We start from the raw sequence: 20331 nt of genomic DNA, 5'->3' as shown, positions 1-20331 counted from the left end.
TCGATACCACACATATCGGACCTCAGGGGGTCGCCTCGTGCCCCGGCTTGCCATGGGTGCGGCGTGATTCCTTCATCTCTGCCTCGAAGATGTGCCGCTTGCCGTCCTGGAGTTCGTCGCGGACGCGCTGCTCGTGGCTGCGAAATTCCGACCAGTACAGGTCGTCGAAGTCCTCGACGATCTGAAACGACCACCGGCCGTCGATCACATTGCGGCCTACCATTTCTGTCTCGAGTCGATCCGCCTGCTCGGGATGGCCCGACTCCCGTAGCGCGGTGACGGCCTCACCGAGTTGCAGATCCGCATGTCCCATCAATTGATGGAACGAGTAGAGGCGTCCGCGGGCGCGCTCGATCGTCTCGAGGGCCTCGGAGACCTTGCCGACTGCGGCGACGGTGTCGTCGTCGACACCGTCCGGTCGGCGATGCTGCGGTGCGGGAGTCTGGCGGTCTTGGCTCATGTCCGGCGGATGCCCAGGCGAGAAGAAATCGAACCAGCGGAGTCGGATCAGCTCGGTCGCGACGCGGTTCCCACCTGCTGCATGTCTCGGAGAATTCAGATCAGCTGGATCGCGACTCGGTTCCCACCTGCTGTCTGTCTCGGAGATCTCGAACCAGCGCAGTCAGATCAGCTGGGTCGCGACTCGGTTCCCACCTGCTGCCTTGGCTTTGTACATCATCGAGTCCGCGACGCGCGACGCAGTCTCCACGGTGTCCGCGTCGGTCGCCCACAACTCGGAATCCGCATAGAGAATCGCGGCACCGACGCTGACCGTCACCGGAATCGCGTCGTTCTCGCCGTGCAGTGCGCGTCGAATTCCGTGAATCAGGGCATCGATGTGCAGACGGGACGTGACGACGGCCGCGAGATACTCCTCACCGCCGGTGCGTCCGAGGATGCCGTACCGCGCCACGTGCGCCGTCAACCGCTCGGCAACGCGGCAGATGACCGCGTCGCCCTCGTCGTGTCCGTGAATGTCGTTGACGGACTTGAAGTTGTCGATGTCGACGACGATGACGGCCGCACATCGACCCTCCTGCCTGCCCTGCTCCCACAGCACTTCGAGTGCATTGTCGAGGCCGCGTCGGTTGAGCAGGCCGGTCAGTGGATCGAGCACCGAACTACGCGCGTCGGCCGACAGCGTCGTCAGAAAGATGTGCGACGTGACGGGCACGCTCATGATCCCGAGCAGGACCACGTTGGTCTGCACGAACAACGTGATGACGTCGACGTCGCCGCGAAAGTAGAGGGCGACCGCGAACGTCACCGTCGTCGCCGACGCGAACAACAGATGCGCGACGACCCAGCGCGGGCTCAGGAAGAACGTCACGAACGCGCCGATGACGGCGAACAGCACACACCCCAACAACGCGTTGTGCCAGTCGAACACACTGAGTTCGGCGGCAACGCCGATATCCGCGTACAGCGCGAACGCGACGACACCGATCCTGCCGGGGAACGGAAGCAGCAGCCACATCGCCGCGATGACGATGTTGGCCGTGCTCAGCGTCAACGTCAGGGCGGTTGCTGCCGTGCCGGACGGGCCGCCGGCGGCGAACAACGACAGGAATGCCATGAGGCTGATGTTGACCATCGACAACGCGACGATCGTGCGGACGATCTTGCCCGACGGATGCGAGTTCTGGAACTCGGTCATCCACTCGTAGTCGTGGCGCTGAAGGAACCACTGCATCACCGACTCCCACACACCGCCGGGGCGAGGGCTCCGACGGCGTGTGAGGGGGTCACGGGAGAGGGACACTGCAGCGCTCGACGTCAGAAGTAACGAGGGAACGGCGACCAGTCGGGGTCACGCTTCTGCAGGAACGAGTCACGGCCTTCGACAGCCTCGTCCGTCATGTAGGCCATGCGCGTCGCCTCCCCGGCGAACAGCTGTTGGCCGACGAGACCGTCGTCCTGAAGATTGAACGCGTACTTCAGCATTCGCTGAGCCTGGGGCGACTTCGAGTTGATCTTCTTCGCCCAGTCGATGGCCACGTTCTCGAGCTCGTCGTGATCGACGACGCGGTTGACGGCGCCCATGTTGTGCATCTCCTCCGCCGTGTACACCTCGCCGAGGAAGAATATCTCGCGAGCGAACTTCTGGCCCACCATCTTCGCCAGATACGCACTGCCGTAACCGCCGTCGAAGCTGCCGACGTCGGCGTCGGTCTGTTTGAACCGTGCGTGCTCGCGGCTCGCGAGAGTCAGATCGCAGACGACGTGCAGGCTGTGTCCGCCGCCTGCGGCCCAGCCGTTCACGAGACAGATGACGACCTTGGGCATGAACCGGATCAGTCGTTGTACTTCGAGGATGTGCAGTCGGCCTGCTCGTGCTTTGTCGACCGTGTCTGCAGTTTCTCCTTCGGCGTACTGGTAGCCGCTGCGTCCGCGAATGCGCTGATCTCCGCCCGAGCAGAACGACCACACACCGTCCTTGGGTGCAGGTCCGTTGCCGGTGAGCAGAACGGTCCCGACGTCGGAACTGACCCGCGCGTGTTCGAGCGCGCGGTACAACTCGTCGACGGTGTGCGGACGGAAGGCGTTCCTGACCTCGGGTCGATCGAACGCGACGCGCACCGTGTCGTCGGTGACGTGACGGTGATAGGTGATATCGGTGAGATCTTCGAAGCCGGGAACGGGTTGCCACAGAGAAGGAGTGAAGGTCACCCCCGCCACGATAGATTGCGCCGGCCGGTCGGTCGCGGATACCCGAGATCCAGCCACGGGTTACGGTGCTGGAATGACGGAGATCGCAGGTAAAGACGAGTACGAGCATCACGGCGGGTTCCCTCGCTACACTCCTGCGGACGTCGGACCCGAGTACGGCAGGCTCGTCGACGCGCTGCGCACGCTGCAGGATCTGGCCGTCAGCACGAACCCGACACCCGAGGTGACGACGGAAGCCGCCGAACGAGTCGAGGCGCTCGTCGAACTCCTGCGGCCGTTCCAGGTTCCCGAAGGGGAGCAGCCCGCAGGCCGGGCCATCGCGTTGCCCGGCCGTGGCTCACTGTTGATGCTGCCGTGGACGATCGAGAAGTTCGACGCCGAGGGCGTGCGCAGCCGCGGAGTGTTCCGACGCTTCCACCTCGGCGGCAACGGTGCAGCACACGGCGGCACACTTCCACTGCTGTTCGACGACCTGTTCGGCATGATCCAGCACGCATACGGCCGCCCGATCAGCCGCACGGCGTATCTGCACATCAACTATCGAAAGATCACGCCGTTGAACGTCGAACTCGTCGTCGAAGGCAGCGTCGACAAGGTGGAAGGCCGCAAGACGTTCATCAGCGCGGTTCTGAAGGACTCCGAGGGCACCGTTCTCGCCGACTGCGAGGCCCTGATGGTCCAGCTCCTTCCGGGGCAGCAATGACGCCGACCGTCGACGAGATCCTGGACGGCTCGCACGTCCTGTCACTGCCGATGCGGACCAAGTTTCGCGGCATCACCACCCGCGAGGTCATGCTGATCCGCGGTCCCGCAGGCTGGGGGGAGTTCTCGCCGTTCGTCGAATACGACGACCAGGAGTCCTCGGCGTGGTTGCGTTCGGCGATCGAGGCCGCATGGGACGGCCCGCCCGAGCCGTACCGGCAGCGGGTACGCGTCAACGCGACGGTGCCCGCTGTAGCCGCTGAGGACGTCCCTGCGATCCTCGCGCGGTACTCGGGCGTCGACACGGCGAAAGTGAAGGTGGCCGAGAAAGGGCAGTCGCTCGCCGATGACGTCGCACGGGTGCGTGCTGTTCGCGCTCTCGTGCCGCGCGTCCGGGTCGACGCCAACGGTGGATGGACCGTCGACCAGGCGGTGGAGGCTCTGTCGCGGCTGAGGGAAGACGGTGAACTCGAGTATGCCGAACAACCATGCGCGACGGTTCCCGAGCTCGTCGAGGTTCGTCGTCGGCTGCCCGGAGTCCGCATCGCGGCCGACGAGAGCATCCGGCGTGCCGAGGATCCGCTGCGCGTCGTGCGCGCCGGGGGAGCGGACGTCGCCGTGCTCAAGGTCGCGCCGCTCGGCGGCATGCGGGCTCTCCTCGAATTGGCAGGCGAGCTGGGGGACTACGGCGTCCCCGTCGTCGTCTCCAGCGCGCTCGACTCGGCCGTAGGAATGGCGTCGGGACTCGCGGCGGCGGCAGCGATCCCTCGGCTCGAGTTCGCGTGCGGGCTCGGCACGGGGAGCCTGTTCGAGGCCGACGTCGCCGATACGCCCGGTTCGGTCGACGGGACCCTTCCTGCCGTATCCGTCGAGCCCGACCCGGAGCGACTGCGCGCGTTGGCCGCGCCCGAGGACCGGCGCCGGTGGTGGCACGATCGAGTTCGGCGGTGCCACGGCGTTCTGGGGTAGTCTTCCGGCGGTTACATGCTGACATGGAATTTTCTGGGAGGAATGTCGAAGTGGTTGCTGCACTGAAGGAATCGTTGCTCGACGAGTCGAAGCGCGATGTTCTGCTGCCCGACGTCATCGCACTGATCGACGCCGAGGTCTCGGACAAGAAGGGCGCGAGCGGCCTGGCCGTCAAGGGCGGTTACGGTGCCGTGAAGAAGGTCGGACCGTCGTACATCGAGCGGGCCGTCGAAGCTCTGTGGCCCGACTTCGTCGACCAGCTCGATCCGTTCTGGCAGGCGTACAACGCGGCGCCGACGGGAACCTTCGCGGACTACCTCGTCGCGAACTCCGACCAGGTGTCGAACGCGCTGCTGTCCGTCACGGACTCGCGCATCGAGGAGACCGACAAGAGCGTCGTCAAGAAGTTCTACGGCAGCCTGCGCGGCTCGGCTCAGAAGAACGTCGCCGAGGCGCTGCCGCGTCTGGGTGCGTTGGTCACGAAGCACGCTTAGCGGCTCCGCCGCTCGTGAGTGAATATGTGTAGCCCTCTATACATTTTCACTCACGAGGCGGCGAAGCGGCCCTTCCTGACAGCCTCGACCAACAACGCGTGATCGGCCTCGGTCTGATCGGCGTACAGCCGCGCGAACCTGCTGAGCGCGATGTCCACGGCGTCGGACTTCCCGAGATATCCCGCGATCATCGACGCCCCACTCGTGCGGGCATGCCCCTTGGCCAGCAATCGGCCGACGACACCCGCATAGTCCACGAGCGCAGGCGCGTCGATGGACCCCAGGTCGATCGTGCCCTTCATGTTCCTGAACTGCCGGACGTAGTACTGACGCCCGTCGATCGTCGTCCACCCCAGTAGCGGATCGCTCACCGTCTGCAGGTCCTGCTGATATTCGACGACGCGTTGGCCCTGATGCGCGTGCCACGCCGACTCACCATGGACATACGGCGCCAACACCGAACGTCGAGCCTGCTTGAGCTGCAAGAACACGACGTCGTCCGGGCTCGAGCCCTCCAGCAGCGCGACGTACGCCCGCAGCCCGACGCTGCCCACACCCACGACCCGATGCGCGACATCGATCAGCGTGTAGCCGCCCAGCACCCGACGCCAGTGGGGTGACAGCGTCGTCAAATACTCGTCGAGGCCCTCGGCCAGCAGGTCCTCGTCGCGCGCCGAGATGCGCGTCGTGATCGGCGGCTCCTCGACGAGTCGCCGCTTCCCCTCGTGTTCCTCGGTGAACTGAGGCAGCACGCGGTCGCTCGTGCGTCGTCGCGCCTTCTTCGTCGCCCGTTTGATCTCCTTGCGCAGCGAGCCCTCGGTCGCGTCGGCCTCCAGGCGGTCGGCCGTCAGACGCTGGAACGACCGCGACATCAGCGGCTCGTCGGCCAGGCGCGACACCTCCACCCGGTACGCCCGAACACACGCGACGACGGCCTCCTCGCACTGCTGCTCGGTGCGTCCGTTCTGCCGGCCTGCCACCCAGATGCTGGCGGCGAGGCGTCGTAGATCCCATTCCCAGGCGCCGGGGTGGGCCTCGTCGAAGTCGTTGAGATCGATGACCAGATCACGTTCGGGCGATGCATAGAATCCGAAGTTGCCGAGGTGCGAGTCGCCACTGACGACGGGGGTGATGCCCGTCGACGGCAACATCGCGACGTCACGGGCCATGACGATCGCAGTGCCGCGCAGGAATCCGTAGGGCGACTCGACCATGCGCTCGGCGCGGACGGGAATCAACCAGTCGATCCTGCCCTCGTGTGAGATCTCGATCTGACGAATCGGATCGGGGCGGTCTGCCGGAGGTGTCCAATCGCCCATGGATTCACGAGAAACCTTGTCGCGCAACTGCTTTCCGAGTCGATACCGTTCCTCGCGGGGGACCGGTCGAGCTCGCAGGCTGGCGAAGGATCTACTGTCCACGTCACCGATCTCGGGGACGACGGTGTGACCTGAACGCGCTTGGTGCATAGGTGAACTGTAAATCTTGTGCGCGCGGTGACCGAATGTCACCCTCGCTCACTCCGAGTGACCGGATGCCGCCCTCGCTCACTCTGAGTGACCGAATGTCACCCTCGCTCACCCCGGGCCGAACCCGGACGACCCAGACCCCCCACCGGGCGGCCGACGGTACCGCCGGACCACCTTGGCACCCACGGGTACCGCGAACAGCATCATGAACACCCGGATGACCTGTGCGGCGACGACGAAGGTGACGTTCGCACCCGTCGACGCGGCGATCGCGAGTACGGCGTAGACGCCGCCCGGAGTGGTCGCGAGATAGCCCTCGTACGCGTTCAGCTGAGTCGACGCGGACAGCCACAGACCCAGCACCGCGCAGCCTACGGTCACGCCGACGATGAGCAGCAAGGCCGTCGGCAGCACCCGGGAGATCGAGCGCAGACTCTCCATCGTGAACCGCAGCCCCGCCTGCCACCCGATGCCGATGTACGCGGCCGTCAGCAGCAGCGACGGCACGCCCGCGTCCATGGACAGGCCGAGCAGATCGAGGGCCGTCGCGACGATCAGAGGCCCCAGCAGCCCCGGCGCGGGCAGTCGGATCAGCCGGGCCAGCACGATCCCGACTGCCGAGCACCCGGCGACGAAGAGCAGGTCCAGGTACCAGGGCGCCCCGTCGACAGGGACGACCGCGACGTCGGATCCACGAGCGGCGAAGACCGTCGTCGCGACGAGAGGCATGGTCGTCGTCACGAGCACGACACGGAGATACTGCACGACGGCTACGACACGTTCGTCACCGCCGAGTTCGTGTGCGATCGCGACGAGTCCCGACGCGCCACCCGCGACGAGGGCCAGCGCGCCCGTCAGGGAATCGACGTCCTTGCGGAGTCCGAGCAGTGCACCTGCGGCGATGGACAGCACGAGCGTCCCGACACACGCGAGTACGACGGGCAGCCAGTCGTCGCCCAGGGTCGAGAGGGTGTCGCTCTGCACGAGAGTGCCGATCTCGACGCCGAGAACGGCCTGCGCGGCGACGCCGAGGCGTCGGGGCATCCCCGACGCGGGCGCCCATCCGGCGAGCGCGAACACGACGGCGACGAACAACGCGACGAAGAGTCCGGCCGAAGGCACCCCGAGCCGTGACGCCAGGACCGTCAGAAGAACGGTCGCCAGCGTGAGCGAGAGCCAGCGCGTCAAGAAGGCGTGCCGGGACGCTCGATCGACTTCACCTCGGGCGGCAGTCCCCACTCGGCACGCCCGAGGCGACTCAACGGCGCGATCGCCTCGAACGACGGCAGTCCGTCGTCGGCCAGGAACTCGGGACGGACGGCGACCGCGACGACGTCGCCCATGACGACGAACGAGTTACCGACCTCGACGATGCGGTGCAGCGTCGCCTCGATCGCGATCGGTGACGCCGCGACGCGTGGAGGCGCCACCTTCTCGCTCGGCTCGCTCGCGATCCCGAGTTCTTCCAGCTCGCTGACGCCGTGCTCGTAGCCGGCCGACGACGCGTTGACCTGTTCCATCAGCGGCTCGGTGGCCAGATTGATCACGAACTGACCCGTCGCCTCGATGTTCTTCAGGCTGTCCTTGCGGCCGACGGACGTGAATTGCACGACAGGCGGGTTCGCCGACGACACCGAGAAGAAGCTGTAGGGCGCGAGATTGGCGACGCCGTCGGCCGACACCGTCGACACCCAGGCGATCGGACGCGGCACGACGGACGCTGTGAGCAGGGGATAGAAGGCGCTCGACGGCAACACGGCCGCATCGAAGACAGTTCGCACACATCCATCGTGTCAAACTGCGGCGCGGCGGGCCGACTGAGGCGTCCGGCCGAGAATCTGACAATCTGAACTGGTGAATCCGTCCAGTGCTCAGGCCGCAGCCGTCGTCGACGAGCTGGTTCGTGGTGGTGTCCGTGAGGTCGTGCTGTGCCCTGGCTCGCGGAACGCGCCGCTGGCGTTCGCGTTGCAGGAAGCCGATGCCGCAGGCCGGCTGCGTCTGCACATGCGCATCGACGAGCGGACCGCAGGCTTCCTCGCGATCGGTCTCATCCTGGGCAGTGGCCTTCCGGTTCCGGTCGTCATGACGTCGGGCACGGCCGTCGCGAATCTCGGTCCTGCCGTTCTGGAGGCGAACTACGCACGCGTGCCGTTGATCGTGCTGAGCGCGAACCGGCCGTACGAGATGCTCGGGACGGGCGCGAACCAGACCGTCGAGCAGCTCGGTTTGTTCGGAACCCAGGTGCGCGCGACGGTCAGTCTCGGCCTCGCCGAGGACGACGCGCGTCAGAACAGCCAGTGGCGTAGCGCGGTGTGCCGCGTGCTTGCGGCCGCGCGCGGTACCCGCTCCGGCAACGCGGGTCCGGTGCATTTCGACATCCCGCTGCGTGAGCCGCTGGTTCCGGATCTCGGCGATCCCACGCCTGCGCCACACGGCCGCGACGGCGGCGCCGCATGGACGACGACCCAGCAGGCGACCCTCGACGTGCCCGTCGACGTGGATCTGTCGTTGGACACGATCGTCGTCTCGGGCCATGGCGCTGCGCTGCGGCCCGAGCTCGCAGGCCTCCCGACGGTCGCCGAGCCGACCGCGCCCCTGCACGGAACGCCGTTGCACCCGATGGCCCTGTCTCAGCTGAAGCCGCGGCAGGCCATCATCACCGGCCGCCCGACGTTGCACCGCCCCGTGTCGAGCCTGCTCGCCGACCCGGCCGTCGACGTCATCGCTCTGACGACGGGTCCGCGCTGGCCCGACGTCTCCGGCAACGTGCTCGCGACGGGCACCCGAGCGGTCGTGTCCGGCACTCCGCGCGACGCGTGGCTCCACCGCTGCGAGGCGTTGAGCGCGAAGGCGGATCTCGCGGTTCGCGATCAGCTAGCCTCGCACCCGAAGCCGACGGGCCTGCACGTGGCCGCGACGGTCATGTCCTCGCTTCGCGACGGCGACCAACTGCTCCTCGGTGCGTCGAACCCCGTGCGCGACGCGGCCCTGGTGAGTTATCCGACCCCCGGCGTGCGAGTGCTGTCCAACCGCGGCGTCGCGGGCATTGACGGAACCGTCTCGACGGCCGTCGGCGCAGCGCTGTCGGGGGGAGGGCGCACAATCGCGCTGCTCGGTGATCTGACCTTCCTGCACGACGCGTCGGGCCTGCTCATCGGATCCGGTGAGCCGAGGCCGAACGATCTGACGATCGTCGTCGCGAACGACGACGGCGGCGGCATCTTCGAACTGCTCGAGCAGGGTGATCCGCAGTACGCGGGCGCGTTCGAGCGCGTGTTCGGCACCCCGCACGGCATGGATCTCGCGGCGTTGTCGGCGGCGTATCGGATCGAGCACCGAGCCGTCGACGTCACCGAGCTGGCCGACGCCCTGCAGAGCAGTGCGGAAAATTCGGGTCATTCCGCAGGCTCCACTCCTGGCGGGATGCGCGTGCTCGAGGTGACGACGGAACGCTCGGGCCTGCGCGAGCTGCATGCAGGAATCCGGGCGAGGCTCTAGCCCTCTTCCTGCTGGGAAGCCCAGTCGTTGGTCTCCTCGGTCTCCTGCTCGACCATGTCCTTGATCATGTCGTTGATCAGCGATTCGATCTTGCCGCCGATCAGCGGAATCTTGACGGTCGAGGTGCCCTTGACCGTCAGCAGCGCACCTGTGCCCTGGGGGCGCAACGTGAGAGTCCCGTCGACGGACGCGGGGATCGCGGACGTGCCGCCGACGAGTGTGCCGTCGGCGCGGTCGCCTTCGAGCGGTCCCCACGAGTCGGTGCGCGTCACGAGCAATGTGCCGCGCACGACCTTCTTGACGAAGCCGGGTAGCTCCGACGTGCCGATCTCGTCGGTGATGTCGACGGTCAAGCCGCCGTGCTCGTGCTTGGTCAGCGTGTAGCCGTCGGTCTTCTGCGCCTTTTCGAACCGGGCGAGCCACTGCTCTTCGCTGTTGAGGGCCTCGTAGACCTCCTCGGGAGTGTGTTCCGACGAGACCGTGAACTCGAAGTCGCGAGACATAGCTGCAGAGGCTACCGGAGCACCGACGTCGTCGGCATCGCAAGTAACGTCTACCGACGTGGCATCCGAAGACAGCGACGACGGCACGTCGAAGGCCTGGCGCCGAGCACGAATCTCGGTGATCGTGGTCGCGACCGGGATCTCGGTCCTCGCGTTCCTGTTGGTCGTCGCTGCCTGGCAGAACGACCGAACCATCACGTCCGACGAGGGCACCGCGACGGCCGAAGTCCTATCCGCGGGAAGGCTGCGGTCGGCCGTCAGTTTCGTGACGCCCGACGGCATCACCCACAACCCACAACTCGGGGTTCTGTATCCGACCAACCTCATCGCGGGCCAGCGGATCGATGTCGAGTACGCCGAATCGGATCCCGATCTCGTCAGGGTCTCCGGTCGTGACGCCAGCGTCGCGATCATCCCCGCCGGATCGGTCGTCGTGGTGACGTGGGCCGTCGCGGTGCCGGTGTTGCTTCTACTCAAGCGTCGGGAACGCTGAACGCTGTACTTTCTCACAGTAAAGACAAACCTGTGTTTTGATTTTCCCCATGACCGCAGTGGACGGCGTGACCGTTCGACTCGTGGGCGAAGTGTCCGTCCGATGCGGCGCGCGGATCGTCGATCCGCGGACCGTCGGCGGTCCGCGCTGTGCGGAAACGCTCGCCTACCTGGCGGTTCACCGACATCGGGACGTTCCGATGGCCGAGATCGCCGGGGTGATCTGGCCTCGAACCAGACCCAAGTCGTGGAACGCCGCGCTGCGTGGAGTCGTGTCGAAAGTGCGGGAGACGCTCGAAGCGGCATCTGTGTCCGGTCACAGTCTCAGATCGCGGAACGGATACGTCAGCTTCGCATTGCCCGCGGGGGTCGAGGTCGACCTGGAAACCGTCAGAGAGCAGTGCAGGCCGTCCGACGAGTCCGCTGCGGTGCGCGCGGACAGAGCGCGGGCAGCCCACCTTCTTCTCACCCGCCCGGTCCTGCGCGGCGTGGAGGGACTGTGGGCGGACGATCTCCGGTCTGAGGGCGAGGACCTGAGGAAACAGGCTCTCGAGATCGACGCCGTCGCGTCGTACGACATCGGTGCGTTCGATCGCGCGGTGTCCTGTGCGGAATCGTTGATCTCGCTCGACCCGTTGCGTGAGCGGGCCTACCGCATCGCGATGCGCGCGTACCTGGGGCTCGGTGACGGCGCCCGCGCACTCGAGGTGGCCACCCGGTGCCGCGTCGCACTCGCCGAACACCTCGGAGTGGATCCGTCGCCCGAGACCGAACGCCTGTTCCTCGACGCGCTGAATCACACGCACCCGAGCGAAGACGCCGCGGATACGGCGTCGGGACTCCCGAGAAATCACGATCCACTCGTCGGACGAGATCGAGAACTCGCACTCGTCGCACAGGCCTGCGAGAAGGCAGCGCGCGGGACAGGTCAGTGTGTGGTCGTCACCGGGGATGCCGGATCGGGCAAGACGACCCTCGTTCTCGAGGCGATGCAGCGCGCGTCGAACGACGGTGTCGACGTCCTGTTCGGCCGCTGCAGCGAGGACGCGATCGTCGCGTTCGAGCCGTTCGCCGAAGCGGTCGAGCGCGAGTTCGTCGCGTGGGGACCGGCAGGTGCGCGACGATGGCTCGACGACAACGGCCCGGACATCCTGAGGCTGATTCCCCACGTCGCGCATCGATTCGGCGAGTATCCCCCGTCCACAGCGAGTTCCGACGACCGTTCCCACGTGGTCACCGCGGTTCATCGGTGGCTCACGTCGTCGTCCAGGTCGAGCTCCACGATGATCGTCGTCGACGATCTGCAGTGGGCGTCGAGCGCGACGCACGCGCTACTGCGTTACCTGCTGGCTGCGTCGTCGTCGAGCACGGTGTGTGTGGTTCTGACGGCCCGCACCGAATCGCTCGATCTGCCGGACGTGACGCGCACGATCAACACCGGCACTCGACTGGGGCACGTGTGCCGTATTCCATTGTCGGACTTGAGTATCGACGATGTCCGGCAACTCGTCGAAGTCGGCGGGTCCTCGGTCGACCCGGCCGCTCTGCACCGTCGAACCAGTGGCCACCCGCTGTTCGTGGCGTCGCTGCTCGCCGCCGAGTCGACCGAACCGCCTGGCTCGCACCCGATGTCGATCGTCGAGTTCGTTCGTCGCCGCGAACACAGCCTCACGCCGATCGCGCTGTCGCTGTTGCAACTCGGCGCAGTGATCGGTATTCCAGTGTCGACGCAGGTGCTGCGGATGGCGGCGCACGACATCGACGACGCCGACTTCTCCGACGCGTTGGACGAGCTGGTTCACTCCCGAATGATCACCGTCGCAACGGAATCCGATCCGATGTGGTTCGACGATCTGGCGATGCGCCATCCACTGGTTCAGGAGGTCGTCTACTCGTCGATCGCACCGGGCAAGCGGGCGTCGCTGCATTCGAAAGTCGGTCGCGCATTTGCGGAGTGGTCGAGCGAGACTCGGTCGGACCACTCGGCGCGCGTCGCCTATCACTTCGGCCGAGGCTCGAGTTCCGACCGAGCCCTTGCTGCAACGTATTCGCAGCGTGCCGGTGACAGTGCTTCCGTCCTCGGGGCACACGAGGACGCCGTCGAGCATTACGGGAACGCGCTGGGTCACCTGCCTCCGAACGAGTTGTCGCCGACGCGATGTCGCCTCCTCATCAGTCTCGGGCGTGCGCGTCGAGCACTGCGTGATCCGGATGCTCGCGCCACCGCGATCGCCGCGTTGGACATGGCGAGAACTATCGGTGATCGGGATCTGCAGATCGAAGCGGTGTTGGCCAGTGAACGCCGCGGCATGATGTTCGCCCAGAGCTACGTCGCCGACGCCGAACGCGTGGCACATATCGAGACGATGTGTGCGGAGATGCAGCAGGCCGGGCAATCTGGATCCGCGGAGTTCGCACTTCTGTTGTCGCAGTGGGTGATCGAGCATGCATGGAGTGCCGACTACGAGAAGCGAATGGACATGATCGCGTCGGCGACGCGCATCGCTCGTGAACTCGGTGACGGGCCGCTACTCGCGAGGGTCGGGATCGCGTCGCTCATCGGTACCCGTATCCCGCATGCCGCAGATGCCGCGAACAGTGCACGCGCCGATCTCGACGACCTGGTCGACGCGAGACACGAACTGCTGCAGGATCCCACCACGGCTGTATGGCTGTTCCGCGCTCGGCTTCAGTCGGGGGATCTGACGGGGGCACGCACCGCGCTCGACGCCGTCAACGCCGCGCACATCGACGCCGACCCCGAATTGGCGTGGCTGACCGAATACGGGCGATTCGGAATCGACCTTGCCGCAGGTGATCTGCGTGCCAGTGAAGACCGACTGACAATTCTTCGAGCCATTCCGACATCGCCGACCGACGCGAGTTACTACGGACGTCTGCTTCCGGTGTCGACCACACTGCGTACGTTGCGCGGGGACATGACGGAGATCCTCGACCAATCTGCTCTGCTGCGTGCGAATGTCGATCTGCTGCCGATACTGCGGCCGACCCTGGCTGTCGCGCTCGTCGATGCCGGTGAGCGCGTCGCTGCGGCGGACCTGCTCGAGTGGTTCACACCGGAGGCGTTGGCCGGGATCCCGGCCGATCCCATGTGGCTTCCGACGCTCGCCCTGGTGTCTCGGACTGCTGCCGACGTCGGAGCAGCGTCGCTGTGCGAACGGATCCACGGGCTCCTCGAAGGCCACGCGGACAGTACGGTGCTGGCGTGGGCCGGGATCTACGGTGTCGTCCATCATCACCTCGCACACCTGGCGCTGGGTTTCGGTGACCTCACGGCGGCCGCCCGACATATCGCCGACGCGCAGCGGGTGCACGCCGAACGGGGATTCGCAGCCTGGCTCGCCGAATCCGACTACCTGGCAGTGCGGATCGACGTAGCGACGACGGGCGTTCTGGACGACGCGGCCCTCGCGCGGGCCAGGCAGCGCGCAGCCGATCTGGGTGCCACTGCCGTCGTCCGACGCGTCGACGCCCTCGCCGAAACCATTCGTGTGAACTTCGCCCGCCCGTAACGAAACCGAAGCCGGCTGGCCGGAGACGCTCCTCACACTGAGGATCGTGCGAGTAGCCATCGTTGCGGAATCGTTCCTACCCAACATGAACGGCGTCACCAATTCGATTCTCCGAATGCTCGAACACCTGGAGCGAAACGGGCACGACGCCATGGTCGTCGCGCCGGACAACCCGGCAGGCAAGCCGCGTGCCGACGTACTGCACGGCCGCATCCCGGTTCACCGAGTACCCGCCGTCATGGTGCCCAAGGTCAGTTCCCTTCCCGTCGGCGTCCCCGGTCCGGGACTGACGGCCACGATCCGTGAATTCGAGCCCGACGTCGTGCATCTCGCGTCGCCGTTCCTGCTCGGTGCGGGCGGACTCGCGGCGGCGAACCGGCTGAACGTTCCGGCTGTGGCCGTCTATCAGACCGATGTCGCAGGCTTCGCCGAGAGCTACGGTCTCGGCCTGACGTCCAAGGCTGCGTGGCGCTGGACCAGGCGCGTGCATCGAGGGGCCGCGCGGACGCTCGCGCCGTCGTCCTCGGCGGTCGAGGCGCTGGAGAGCCACGGCGTTCCGCGGGTGCATCGCTGGGCGCGAGGGGTCGACGCCGTGAGGTTCGCACCGTCGGCGCGTCGGGAATCGGTGCGACGCGAGTGGTCATCCGACGGGAAGCTGATCGTCGGCTTCGTCGGACGGCTCGCACCCGAGAAGCACGTCGAGAGGTTGGCCTCGATCGCCGACGACGTGCAACTCGTCGTCGTCGGCGACGGGCCCGAGCGACCCGCGCTCGAGAAGCTGATGCCGTCGGCGATATTTCTCGGTCAATTGGGCGGCGACGAGTTGGCGCAGGCCTACGCGAGTTTCGACGTGTTCGTGCACCCAGGTGAGCACGAGACGTTCTGCCAGGCGGTGCAGGAAGCACTGGCCAGTGGGATTCCGGTGATCGGACCCGACGCAGGCGGCCCGCGCGATCTGATCTCGCATTGTCGCAACGGATACCTGCTTCCCGTCGACCGCTTCGCCGAGCTCCTGCCGAGCGCGGTGGCTGCATTGAAGTCGCCGGTGGCGCGTGCCCGATTCGGTGAGGCGGCGCGGAAGTCCGTTCTGCACCGCACCTGGCCTGCGATCTGCGACGAACTGCTCGGGCATTACGGCGACGTCCTCGGCTGGGAACGGCACCGGACGCTCAGAACTGCCTGACGGCTAAGCTCGAGGCCGTGCCAACAAGTTCGCGTGCAACGCTCGAGAAGGACCCACACGAAGTCGCGTCGATGTTCGACGGCGTCGCTCGCCGTTACGACATCACCAACACCGTTCTGTCCTTCGGCCAGGACCGAAGCTGGCGGAAGCTGACTCGGGCCGCGCTGAACCTGAAGCCGGGGGAGAAGGTCCTCGATCTCGCCGCAGGCACCGGAGTGTCGACCGTCGAGCTGGCCCGCAGCGGTGCGTGGTGCGTCGCCACCGACTTCTCGAAGGGCATGCTGCACGCAGGCTCGGGCCGACCCGTCCCCATGGTCGCAGGTGACGCGATGGCACTGCCGTACGCCGATGCGAGCTTCGACGCGGCCACCATCTCGTTCGGGCTCCGCAACGTCTCCGACTTCCGGGCCGGGCTGCGCGAGATCGCCCGCGTCACCAAGCCCGGCGGACGGCTCGTCGTGTGCGAATTCTCGACGCCCGTGTTCGGCCCGTTCCGAACTGTCTACATGGAGTACCTGATGAAGGCGCTCCCCGCCGTCGCGCGGGCGGTGTCCAGCAATCCCGACGCGTACGTCTACCTCGCCGAATCCATCAGGGCGTGGCCGACGCAGAGGCAGCTGGCCGTCGACATCGCGGAGTCCGGATGGTCGAACGTCCAGTGGCGCAACCTCACCGGGGGAGTCGTCGCGCTGCACCGCGCGGTGCGCTGAGTGCGCTGACGCGCCCGTGCGTGAAGAGTTGGTCTCTGGACGGACTACGCACGCACGGGTGGCGAAGCCGCACTACGTGAACGGCGGGCGGGAATCGATCTTCAGCGACGCACTTCCCGACGCCCGCCAGGCGCGCGCGACGAGATCGGAATCCGCTTCGGTGACAAGGTTTCCCATCACGCGGACGGCTACGGTCATCAGTGCGCGAGAACGCATTCCGATCGGACCGGTCGCAGGCAGGAACCGCGGCACCGTCAGGAGTCCTGCGAGGCGTCGGGCAATGGAGAACGCTTGACCGTAGTGCTCGCGCAGGAGAGTCGGCCACACATCGGTGAGGTCACGCTCGTCCAGTAGATCAGCGACCATGCGCCCGCCCTCGAGCCCGTAGTCGATACCTTCGCCGTTCAGGGGATTGACGCAGGCGGCCGCGTCGCCGATGATCGCCCAGTTCTCACCTGCCACGTTGGACACGGCCCCGCCCATCGGCAGCAACGCCGACGCGACTGCCCTGAGCTCGCCCGTCAGTGCCCAGTCGTCGCGGCGCTGCGAGGTGTAGAGGTTCAGTAGCGGCCGTAGCGCACCAGGTCCCGGCCGCTTGGCCGTCGCCAGCGTGCCGACGCCGATGTTCACCTCGCCGGTACCGAGCGGGAAGATCCAGCCGTAACCCGGCTGTACGGTGCCGCCAGAGTCACGAAGCTCGAGGTGCGACGAGATCCAGGGGTCAGTGCTGCGTTCCGAGCCGATGTAGGCGCGTGCGGCGACACCGAACGTAGTGTCCCGATGCCACTGCCGGCCGAGCTTCTTGCCGAGGGTGGAGCGGACGCCGTCGGCGATTATCAGTGTGGAGCACTGTATTTCGTCACCGTTCTCGAAAACGACCGAGGTGACACGGTTTCCGTCTCGTTGCACGTCGACGGCCTTGAACCCCTCCAGCATCGATGCGCCGGATTCGATTGCCGCACTGCGGATTCTGTCGTCGAGCTCGGTGCGCGGGACGGCACTACCGACCGAGGGGAGCGAACCGCCCGGCCATTCGAGTTGCAACTCCTGGCCGAACCCGGTCAGCCGCAGGCCGCGGTTCTCCGCGCGCCCGCGCGCCCATTCGCCGAGCCCCAGTCGGTCGAGCTCGGCCATCGCTCGCGGCGTCAAGCCGTCGCCGCACGTCTTGTCGCGGGGGAAGGTGGCAGCGTCGGCGAGAACGACGTCTCGGCCCGCGCGCGCCGCCCACGCTGCTGCTGCGGAACCGGCCGGACCTGCGCCGATGACGAGGACGTCGGTGGATCGGGGAGCGGTCACCTGTCCAGTAAAGCAGCGGCGCGCGGGACGAACGAAACTCCCGGCCATGGCCTACGACACCTTCCATCTGTGTCACCTACTAGGTTCACTACGGTAGAACCAGGTAGGTCGGGGGACCCGAAGAGTATCCGCGGACGACGAAGAGGACAGGACCAACAATCGTGAGCACAGACGACACGGCCGGAGTGGAGCCCGCGGAACGACCCAGTCGGTCCGTTGGATCGACGGTCGTTGCCGGGGTGGATCTGGTCGATCCGGAGCTTGCACGAACAGTGGCCGCAGGACTGACGAGTGTCGAGGATCTGATGATCGCCGAGCTGTCCGACGGCGAGGACTTCCTCACCGAGGCCGCCTTGCATCTCGCGAAGGCAGGCGGCAAGCGATTCCGTCCGCTGTTCACCGTTCTGACCGCCCAGTTGGGGCCGGATTCGTCCAACGAGTCGGTGGTGACCGCGGCCACCGTCGTCGAACTCGTCCACCTCGCGACGCTCTATCACGACGACGTCATGGACGAGGCCAACATGCGACGTGGCGCCGAGAGTGCCAACGCGCGCTGGGGCAACAGCGTCGCGATCCTGGCGGGCGACTACCTGTTCGCACATGCGTCGCGCCTGGTGTCGACGCTCGGGCCCGAGGCCGTGCGCATCATCGCCGACACCTTCGCCGAACTGGTCACCGGTCAGATGCGCGAGACGATCGGCGTCAAGAAGGACCAGGATCCCGTCGCGCATTATCTTCGGGTCGTGTGGGAGAAGACCGGCTCGCTGATCGCGGCCTGCGGTCGATTCGGCGGCACGTTCTCTGGGGGAGACGCCACCCACGTCGCGGCTCTCGAGCGTCTCGGCGACGCCGTCGGCACCGCGTTCCAGATCTCCGACGACATCATCGATATCTCCTCGGTGTCCGCACAGTCGGGCAAGACACCCGGCACGGACCTGCGTGAAGGCGTTCACACTCTTCCCGTTCTGTTCGCGCTCCGCGAGGAAGGCGCCGACGGCGACCGACTGCGGGAACTTCTCGACGGGCCCGTCACCGACGACGATGCAGTCACCGAAGCGTTGACGTTGCTCGACCGGTCGCCTGGCATGGCGAAAGCCAAGGAGACGCTGTCGGAATTCGCCGCCAAAGCGCACGCAGAACTCGCGACGCTGCCTCAGGGTCCGGCGAACGACGCGCTGGGACGGCTCGTCGACTACACCGTCGAACGGGTGGGCTGACGCAGTCAGTGGTGGGATCGAGCGTCGCTGGGCTGACGAACCGGGGAACCTGGGTCGGTGTCGCGATCGTTGTTCGTTGTAGGGAACAACGACACGAAGGAAGTTACGACAGATGAGTTACGCCAACGGTGCCAAGACATTCGGGTTGCTCGTGGGCATGTCGGCGCTCATCGTGTTCATCGGGTCGCTGTTCAACAGCCCCGGGATCCTGATCGCGTCGGTGGCACTGGCCGTCGGCATGAACGGGTGGGCCTACTTCAACAGTGCGAAGCTCGCGCTGCGTTCGATGCATGCGCAGCCGGTCACCGAAGTGGAGCAGCCGGCGATGTATCGCATCGTCAGAGAGCTGGCAACGACGGCTCACCAGCCCATGCCTGCGCTGTACATCAGCCCGACCAACAATCCCAACGCGTTCGCGACCGGGCGTAACCCGCGCAACGCGGCGGTGTGCTGCACGACGGGCATCCTGCAGATCCTCGACGAACGGGAACTGCGTGCCGTCCTCGGGCACGAACTATCCCACGTGTACAACCGCGACATCCTGATCTCGTCCGTCGCGGGCGCGATGGCGGCGGTGATCTCCGGCCTCGCCAACTTCGCGATGTTCGCGTCGATGTTCGGTGGACGCGGCAACAACGGCGCCAACCCGATCGCGTTGCTGCTGGTCTCCTTGCTGGGGCCCATCGCCGCGACGGTCGTCAAGCTCGCCGTATCGAGGTCGCGGGAGTACCAGGCCGATCAATCCGGCGCCGAGCTGACCGGAGATCCGCTGGCTCTGGCGTCGGCGCTACGGAAGCTGGAACGTGGTGTCCAAGCAGCGCCGCTACCGCCCGAGCCGCGTCTGGCGGCCGAGTCGCATCTGATGATCGCGAACCCGTTCCGCGCCGGCGATCGCGTCGGGAAGCTGTTCTCGACGCACCCGCCGATGGCCGAGCGCATCGAGCGGCTTGAGCGGATGGCGCGCGGCGGGTAGGCAGCCGGCGCCGCTCGTGAGTGTTTATGTATAGAGGACTACACATAAACACTCACGAGGTCGTTATCTGTAGTTGACGTACTGCAGCGCGATGCCGAAGTCCTCGGCCTTGAGCAGCTGCTGAATCGCCTGTAGGTCGTCGCGCTTCTTGCTGCTGACGCGGAGCTCGTCACCCTGGATCTGAGCCTTGACGCCCTTGGGTCCGTCGTCGCGAATCTTCTTGGAGATCTTCTTCGCGTTTTCGGCGGTGATGCCCTGGACGAGCTTTCCGGTGACTTTCCACACCTTGCCCGACGGCGCCGGGTCGTTGGTCTCGAAGGCCTTCAGCGACACGTCGCGTCGAATGAGCTTCTCTTTGAAGACGTCGAGTGCTGCCTTGACCTTCTCCTCGGACTCGGAGGTGATGACGATCACCTCGGATTCCCCGCTGCCGGACCACTCGATGGTGGTGCCCGAACCACGGAAGTCGAAGCGCGTCGCCAACTCCTTCGCAGCCTGACCGAGAGCGTTGTCGACCTCTTGCCGATCGACCTTGCTGACGATGTCGAAGGAAGAATCTGCCACTGAAGAACTCCTGTGTCGTATCGAATGTTCACGTGCTTCGCACCCGACGTTAGCCGCT

The 20331-nt window shown here is 66.3% G+C and carries 19 protein-coding genes; 10 read left to right on the top strand and 9 right to left on the bottom strand.

Features of this window, described 5'->3' with window-relative positions:
* Positions 1–22: 22 nt before the first annotated feature.
* The 3 genes from CHB96_RS24740 to CHB96_RS24730 form a co-directional block, all read right to left on the bottom strand.
* Entirely contained in the window at positions 23–460 is a 438-nt protein-coding gene (locus tag CHB96_RS24740; protein WP_089251297.1) for a hypothetical protein, read from the bottom strand.
* Positions 461–622: 162 nt separating this feature from the next.
* Positions 623–1693, bottom strand: coding sequence for a GGDEF domain-containing protein (locus CHB96_RS24735; RefSeq protein WP_245866147.1), 1071 nt, complete (start codon positions 1691–1693; stop codon positions 623–625).
* 83 nt (positions 1694–1776) lie between these two features.
* Positions 1777–2670 (bottom strand): 1,4-dihydroxy-2-naphthoyl-CoA synthase, encoded by an 894-nt coding sequence (locus tag CHB96_RS24730; RefSeq protein WP_089251343.1) that lies wholly within the window; start codon positions 2668–2670, stop codon positions 1777–1779.
* Between the two features lie 73 nt (positions 2671–2743).
* Here CHB96_RS24730 and CHB96_RS24725 point away from each other — a divergent pair, with 73 nt between their 5' ends.
* The 3 genes from CHB96_RS24725 to CHB96_RS24715 are packed head-to-tail and all read left to right on the top strand — an operon-like array spanning position 2744 to position 4835.
* Positions 2744–3373, top strand: a complete 630-nt coding sequence (locus tag CHB96_RS24725) for a PaaI family thioesterase (protein ID WP_089251341.1) — start codon at positions 2744–2746, stop codon at positions 3371–3373.
* Positions 3370–4341, top strand: a complete 972-nt coding sequence (locus CHB96_RS24720; protein WP_089251295.1) for an o-succinylbenzoate synthase — start codon at positions 3370–3372, stop codon at positions 4339–4341. Before CHB96_RS24725 ends, CHB96_RS24720 begins: the two co-directional genes overlap by 4 nt.
* 50 nt (positions 4342–4391) lie before the next feature.
* On the top strand, positions 4392–4835 hold the full coding sequence (locus CHB96_RS24715) for a DUF6918 family protein (protein WP_089251293.1): 444 nt from the start codon (positions 4392–4394) through the stop codon (positions 4833–4835).
* Positions 4836–4885: 50 nt separating this feature from the next.
* On the opposite strand, the gene CHB96_RS24710 is transcribed toward CHB96_RS24715, so the two are convergent.
* The 3 genes from CHB96_RS24710 to CHB96_RS24700 form a co-directional block, all read right to left on the bottom strand.
* The gene (locus tag CHB96_RS24710; protein WP_089251291.1) at positions 4886–6304 is read right to left on the bottom strand and encodes a DUF2252 domain-containing protein; all 1419 of its coding nucleotides are present in this window, start codon (positions 6302–6304) and stop codon (positions 4886–4888) included.
* Between the two features lie 108 nt (positions 6305–6412).
* Positions 6413–7492 carry an AbrB family transcriptional regulator gene (locus tag CHB96_RS24705; protein WP_089251289.1) on the bottom strand — a complete coding sequence of 360 codons (1080 nt, stop codon included), beginning with the start codon at positions 7490–7492 and terminating at the stop codon, positions 6413–6415.
* Entirely contained in the window at positions 7489–8085 is a 597-nt protein-coding gene (locus CHB96_RS24700) for a flavin reductase family protein (RefSeq protein ID WP_089251287.1), read from the bottom strand. The genes CHB96_RS24705 and CHB96_RS24700 overlap by 4 nt, the downstream gene beginning before the upstream one ends.
* Positions 8086–8158: 73 nt before the next feature.
* Here CHB96_RS24700 and menD point away from each other — a divergent pair, with 73 nt between their 5' ends.
* Positions 8159–9802, top strand: a complete 1644-nt coding sequence (gene menD / locus CHB96_RS24695; RefSeq protein WP_089251285.1) for a 2-succinyl-5-enolpyruvyl-6-hydroxy-3-cyclohexene-1-carboxylic-acid synthase — start codon at positions 8159–8161, stop codon at positions 9800–9802.
* On the opposite strand, the gene CHB96_RS24690 is transcribed toward menD, so the two are convergent.
* Positions 9799–10305, bottom strand: coding sequence for a DUF2505 domain-containing protein (locus CHB96_RS24690; RefSeq protein WP_089251283.1), 507 nt, complete (start codon positions 10303–10305; stop codon positions 9799–9801). The genes menD and CHB96_RS24690 overlap by 4 nt on opposite strands.
* Positions 10306–10363: 58 nt before the next feature.
* Here CHB96_RS24690 and CHB96_RS24685 point away from each other — a divergent pair, with 58 nt between their 5' ends.
* The 4 genes from CHB96_RS24685 to CHB96_RS24670 are packed head-to-tail and all read left to right on the top strand — an operon-like array spanning position 10364 to position 16223.
* Positions 10364–10798, top strand: coding sequence for a DUF3592 domain-containing protein (locus CHB96_RS24685; RefSeq protein WP_089251281.1), 435 nt, complete (start codon positions 10364–10366; stop codon positions 10796–10798).
* A gap of 49 nt (positions 10799–10847) precedes the next feature.
* Positions 10848–14330, top strand: coding sequence for an ATP-binding protein (locus tag CHB96_RS24680; RefSeq protein ID WP_089251279.1), 3483 nt, complete (start codon positions 10848–10850; stop codon positions 14328–14330).
* Positions 14331–14376: 46 nt separating this feature from the next.
* Complete coding sequence (locus CHB96_RS24675; protein ID WP_217899987.1) at positions 14377–15513, top strand: glycosyltransferase family 4 protein; 1137 nt, start codon at positions 14377–14379, stop codon at positions 15511–15513.
* Between the two features lie 17 nt (positions 15514–15530).
* A complete protein-coding gene (locus CHB96_RS24670; protein WP_176444488.1) occupies positions 15531–16223 on the top strand; it encodes a demethylmenaquinone methyltransferase in 693 nt (230 codons plus the stop codon).
* 72 nt (positions 16224–16295) lie between these two features.
* Here CHB96_RS24670 and CHB96_RS24665 read toward each other — a convergent pair whose 3' ends face one another.
* Positions 16296–17567 carry a geranylgeranyl reductase family protein gene (locus tag CHB96_RS24665; protein ID WP_089251273.1) on the bottom strand — a complete coding sequence of 424 codons (1272 nt, stop codon included), beginning with the start codon at positions 17565–17567 and terminating at the stop codon, positions 16296–16298.
* Positions 17568–17680: 113 nt separating this feature from the next.
* Here CHB96_RS24665 and CHB96_RS24660 point away from each other — a divergent pair, with 113 nt between their 5' ends.
* Both CHB96_RS24660 and htpX read left to right on the top strand, forming a co-directional pair.
* Complete coding sequence (locus CHB96_RS24660) at positions 17681–18736, top strand: polyprenyl synthetase family protein (RefSeq protein WP_371829050.1); 1056 nt, start codon at positions 17681–17683, stop codon at positions 18734–18736.
* Positions 18737–18848: 112 nt separating this feature from the next.
* Positions 18849–19709, top strand: coding sequence for a zinc metalloprotease HtpX (htpX, locus tag CHB96_RS24655; protein WP_089251271.1), 861 nt, complete (start codon positions 18849–18851; stop codon positions 19707–19709).
* Positions 19710–19772: 63 nt separating this feature from the next.
* Here htpX and CHB96_RS24650 read toward each other — a convergent pair whose 3' ends face one another.
* Entirely contained in the window at positions 19773–20273 is a 501-nt protein-coding gene (locus CHB96_RS24650; protein ID WP_089251269.1) for a YajQ family cyclic di-GMP-binding protein, read from the bottom strand.
* Between the last annotated feature and the right edge of the window lie 58 nt (positions 20274–20331).

Origin of the sequence: Rhodococcoides kyotonense (assembly GCF_900188125.1) — a bacterium.
Classification (GTDB): domain Bacteria; phylum Actinomycetota; class Actinomycetes; order Mycobacteriales; family Mycobacteriaceae; genus Rhodococcoides; species Rhodococcoides kyotonense.
The sequence above is the reverse complement of the archived record's forward strand: the minus strand, read 5'-3'. Positions and strand labels throughout refer to the sequence as shown.

Excerpts from the sequence above, each read along its gene's own strand:
- CHB96_RS24725 (WP_089251341.1), top strand. The coding sequence starts at position 2,744 with ATGACGGAGATCGCAGGTAAAGACGAGTACGAGCATCACGGCGGGTTC.
- htpX (WP_089251271.1), top strand. The coding sequence starts at position 18,849 with ATGAGTTACGCCAACGGTGCCAAGACATTCGGGTTGCTCGTGGGCATG.
- CHB96_RS24665 (WP_089251273.1), bottom strand. The coding sequence starts at position 17,567 with ATGGCCGGGAGTTTCGTTCGTCCCGCGCGCCGCTGCTTTACTGGACAG.
- CHB96_RS24710 (WP_089251291.1), bottom strand. The coding sequence starts at position 6,304 with ATGCACCAAGCGCGTTCAGGTCACACCGTCGTCCCCGAGATCGGTGAC.
- CHB96_RS24680 (WP_089251279.1), top strand. The coding sequence starts at position 10,848 with ATGACCGCAGTGGACGGCGTGACCGTTCGACTCGTGGGCGAAGTGTCC.
- CHB96_RS24690 (WP_089251283.1), bottom strand. The coding sequence starts at position 10,305 with ATGTCTCGCGACTTCGAGTTCACGGTCTCGTCGGAACACACTCCCGAG.
- CHB96_RS24735 (WP_245866147.1), bottom strand. The coding sequence starts at position 1,693 with ATGCAGTGGTTCCTTCAGCGCCACGACTACGAGTGGATGACCGAGTTC.
- CHB96_RS24740 (WP_089251297.1), bottom strand. The coding sequence starts at position 460 with ATGAGCCAAGACCGCCAGACTCCCGCACCGCAGCATCGCCGACCGGAC.
- CHB96_RS24720 (WP_089251295.1), top strand. The coding sequence starts at position 3,370 with ATGACGCCGACCGTCGACGAGATCCTGGACGGCTCGCACGTCCTGTCA.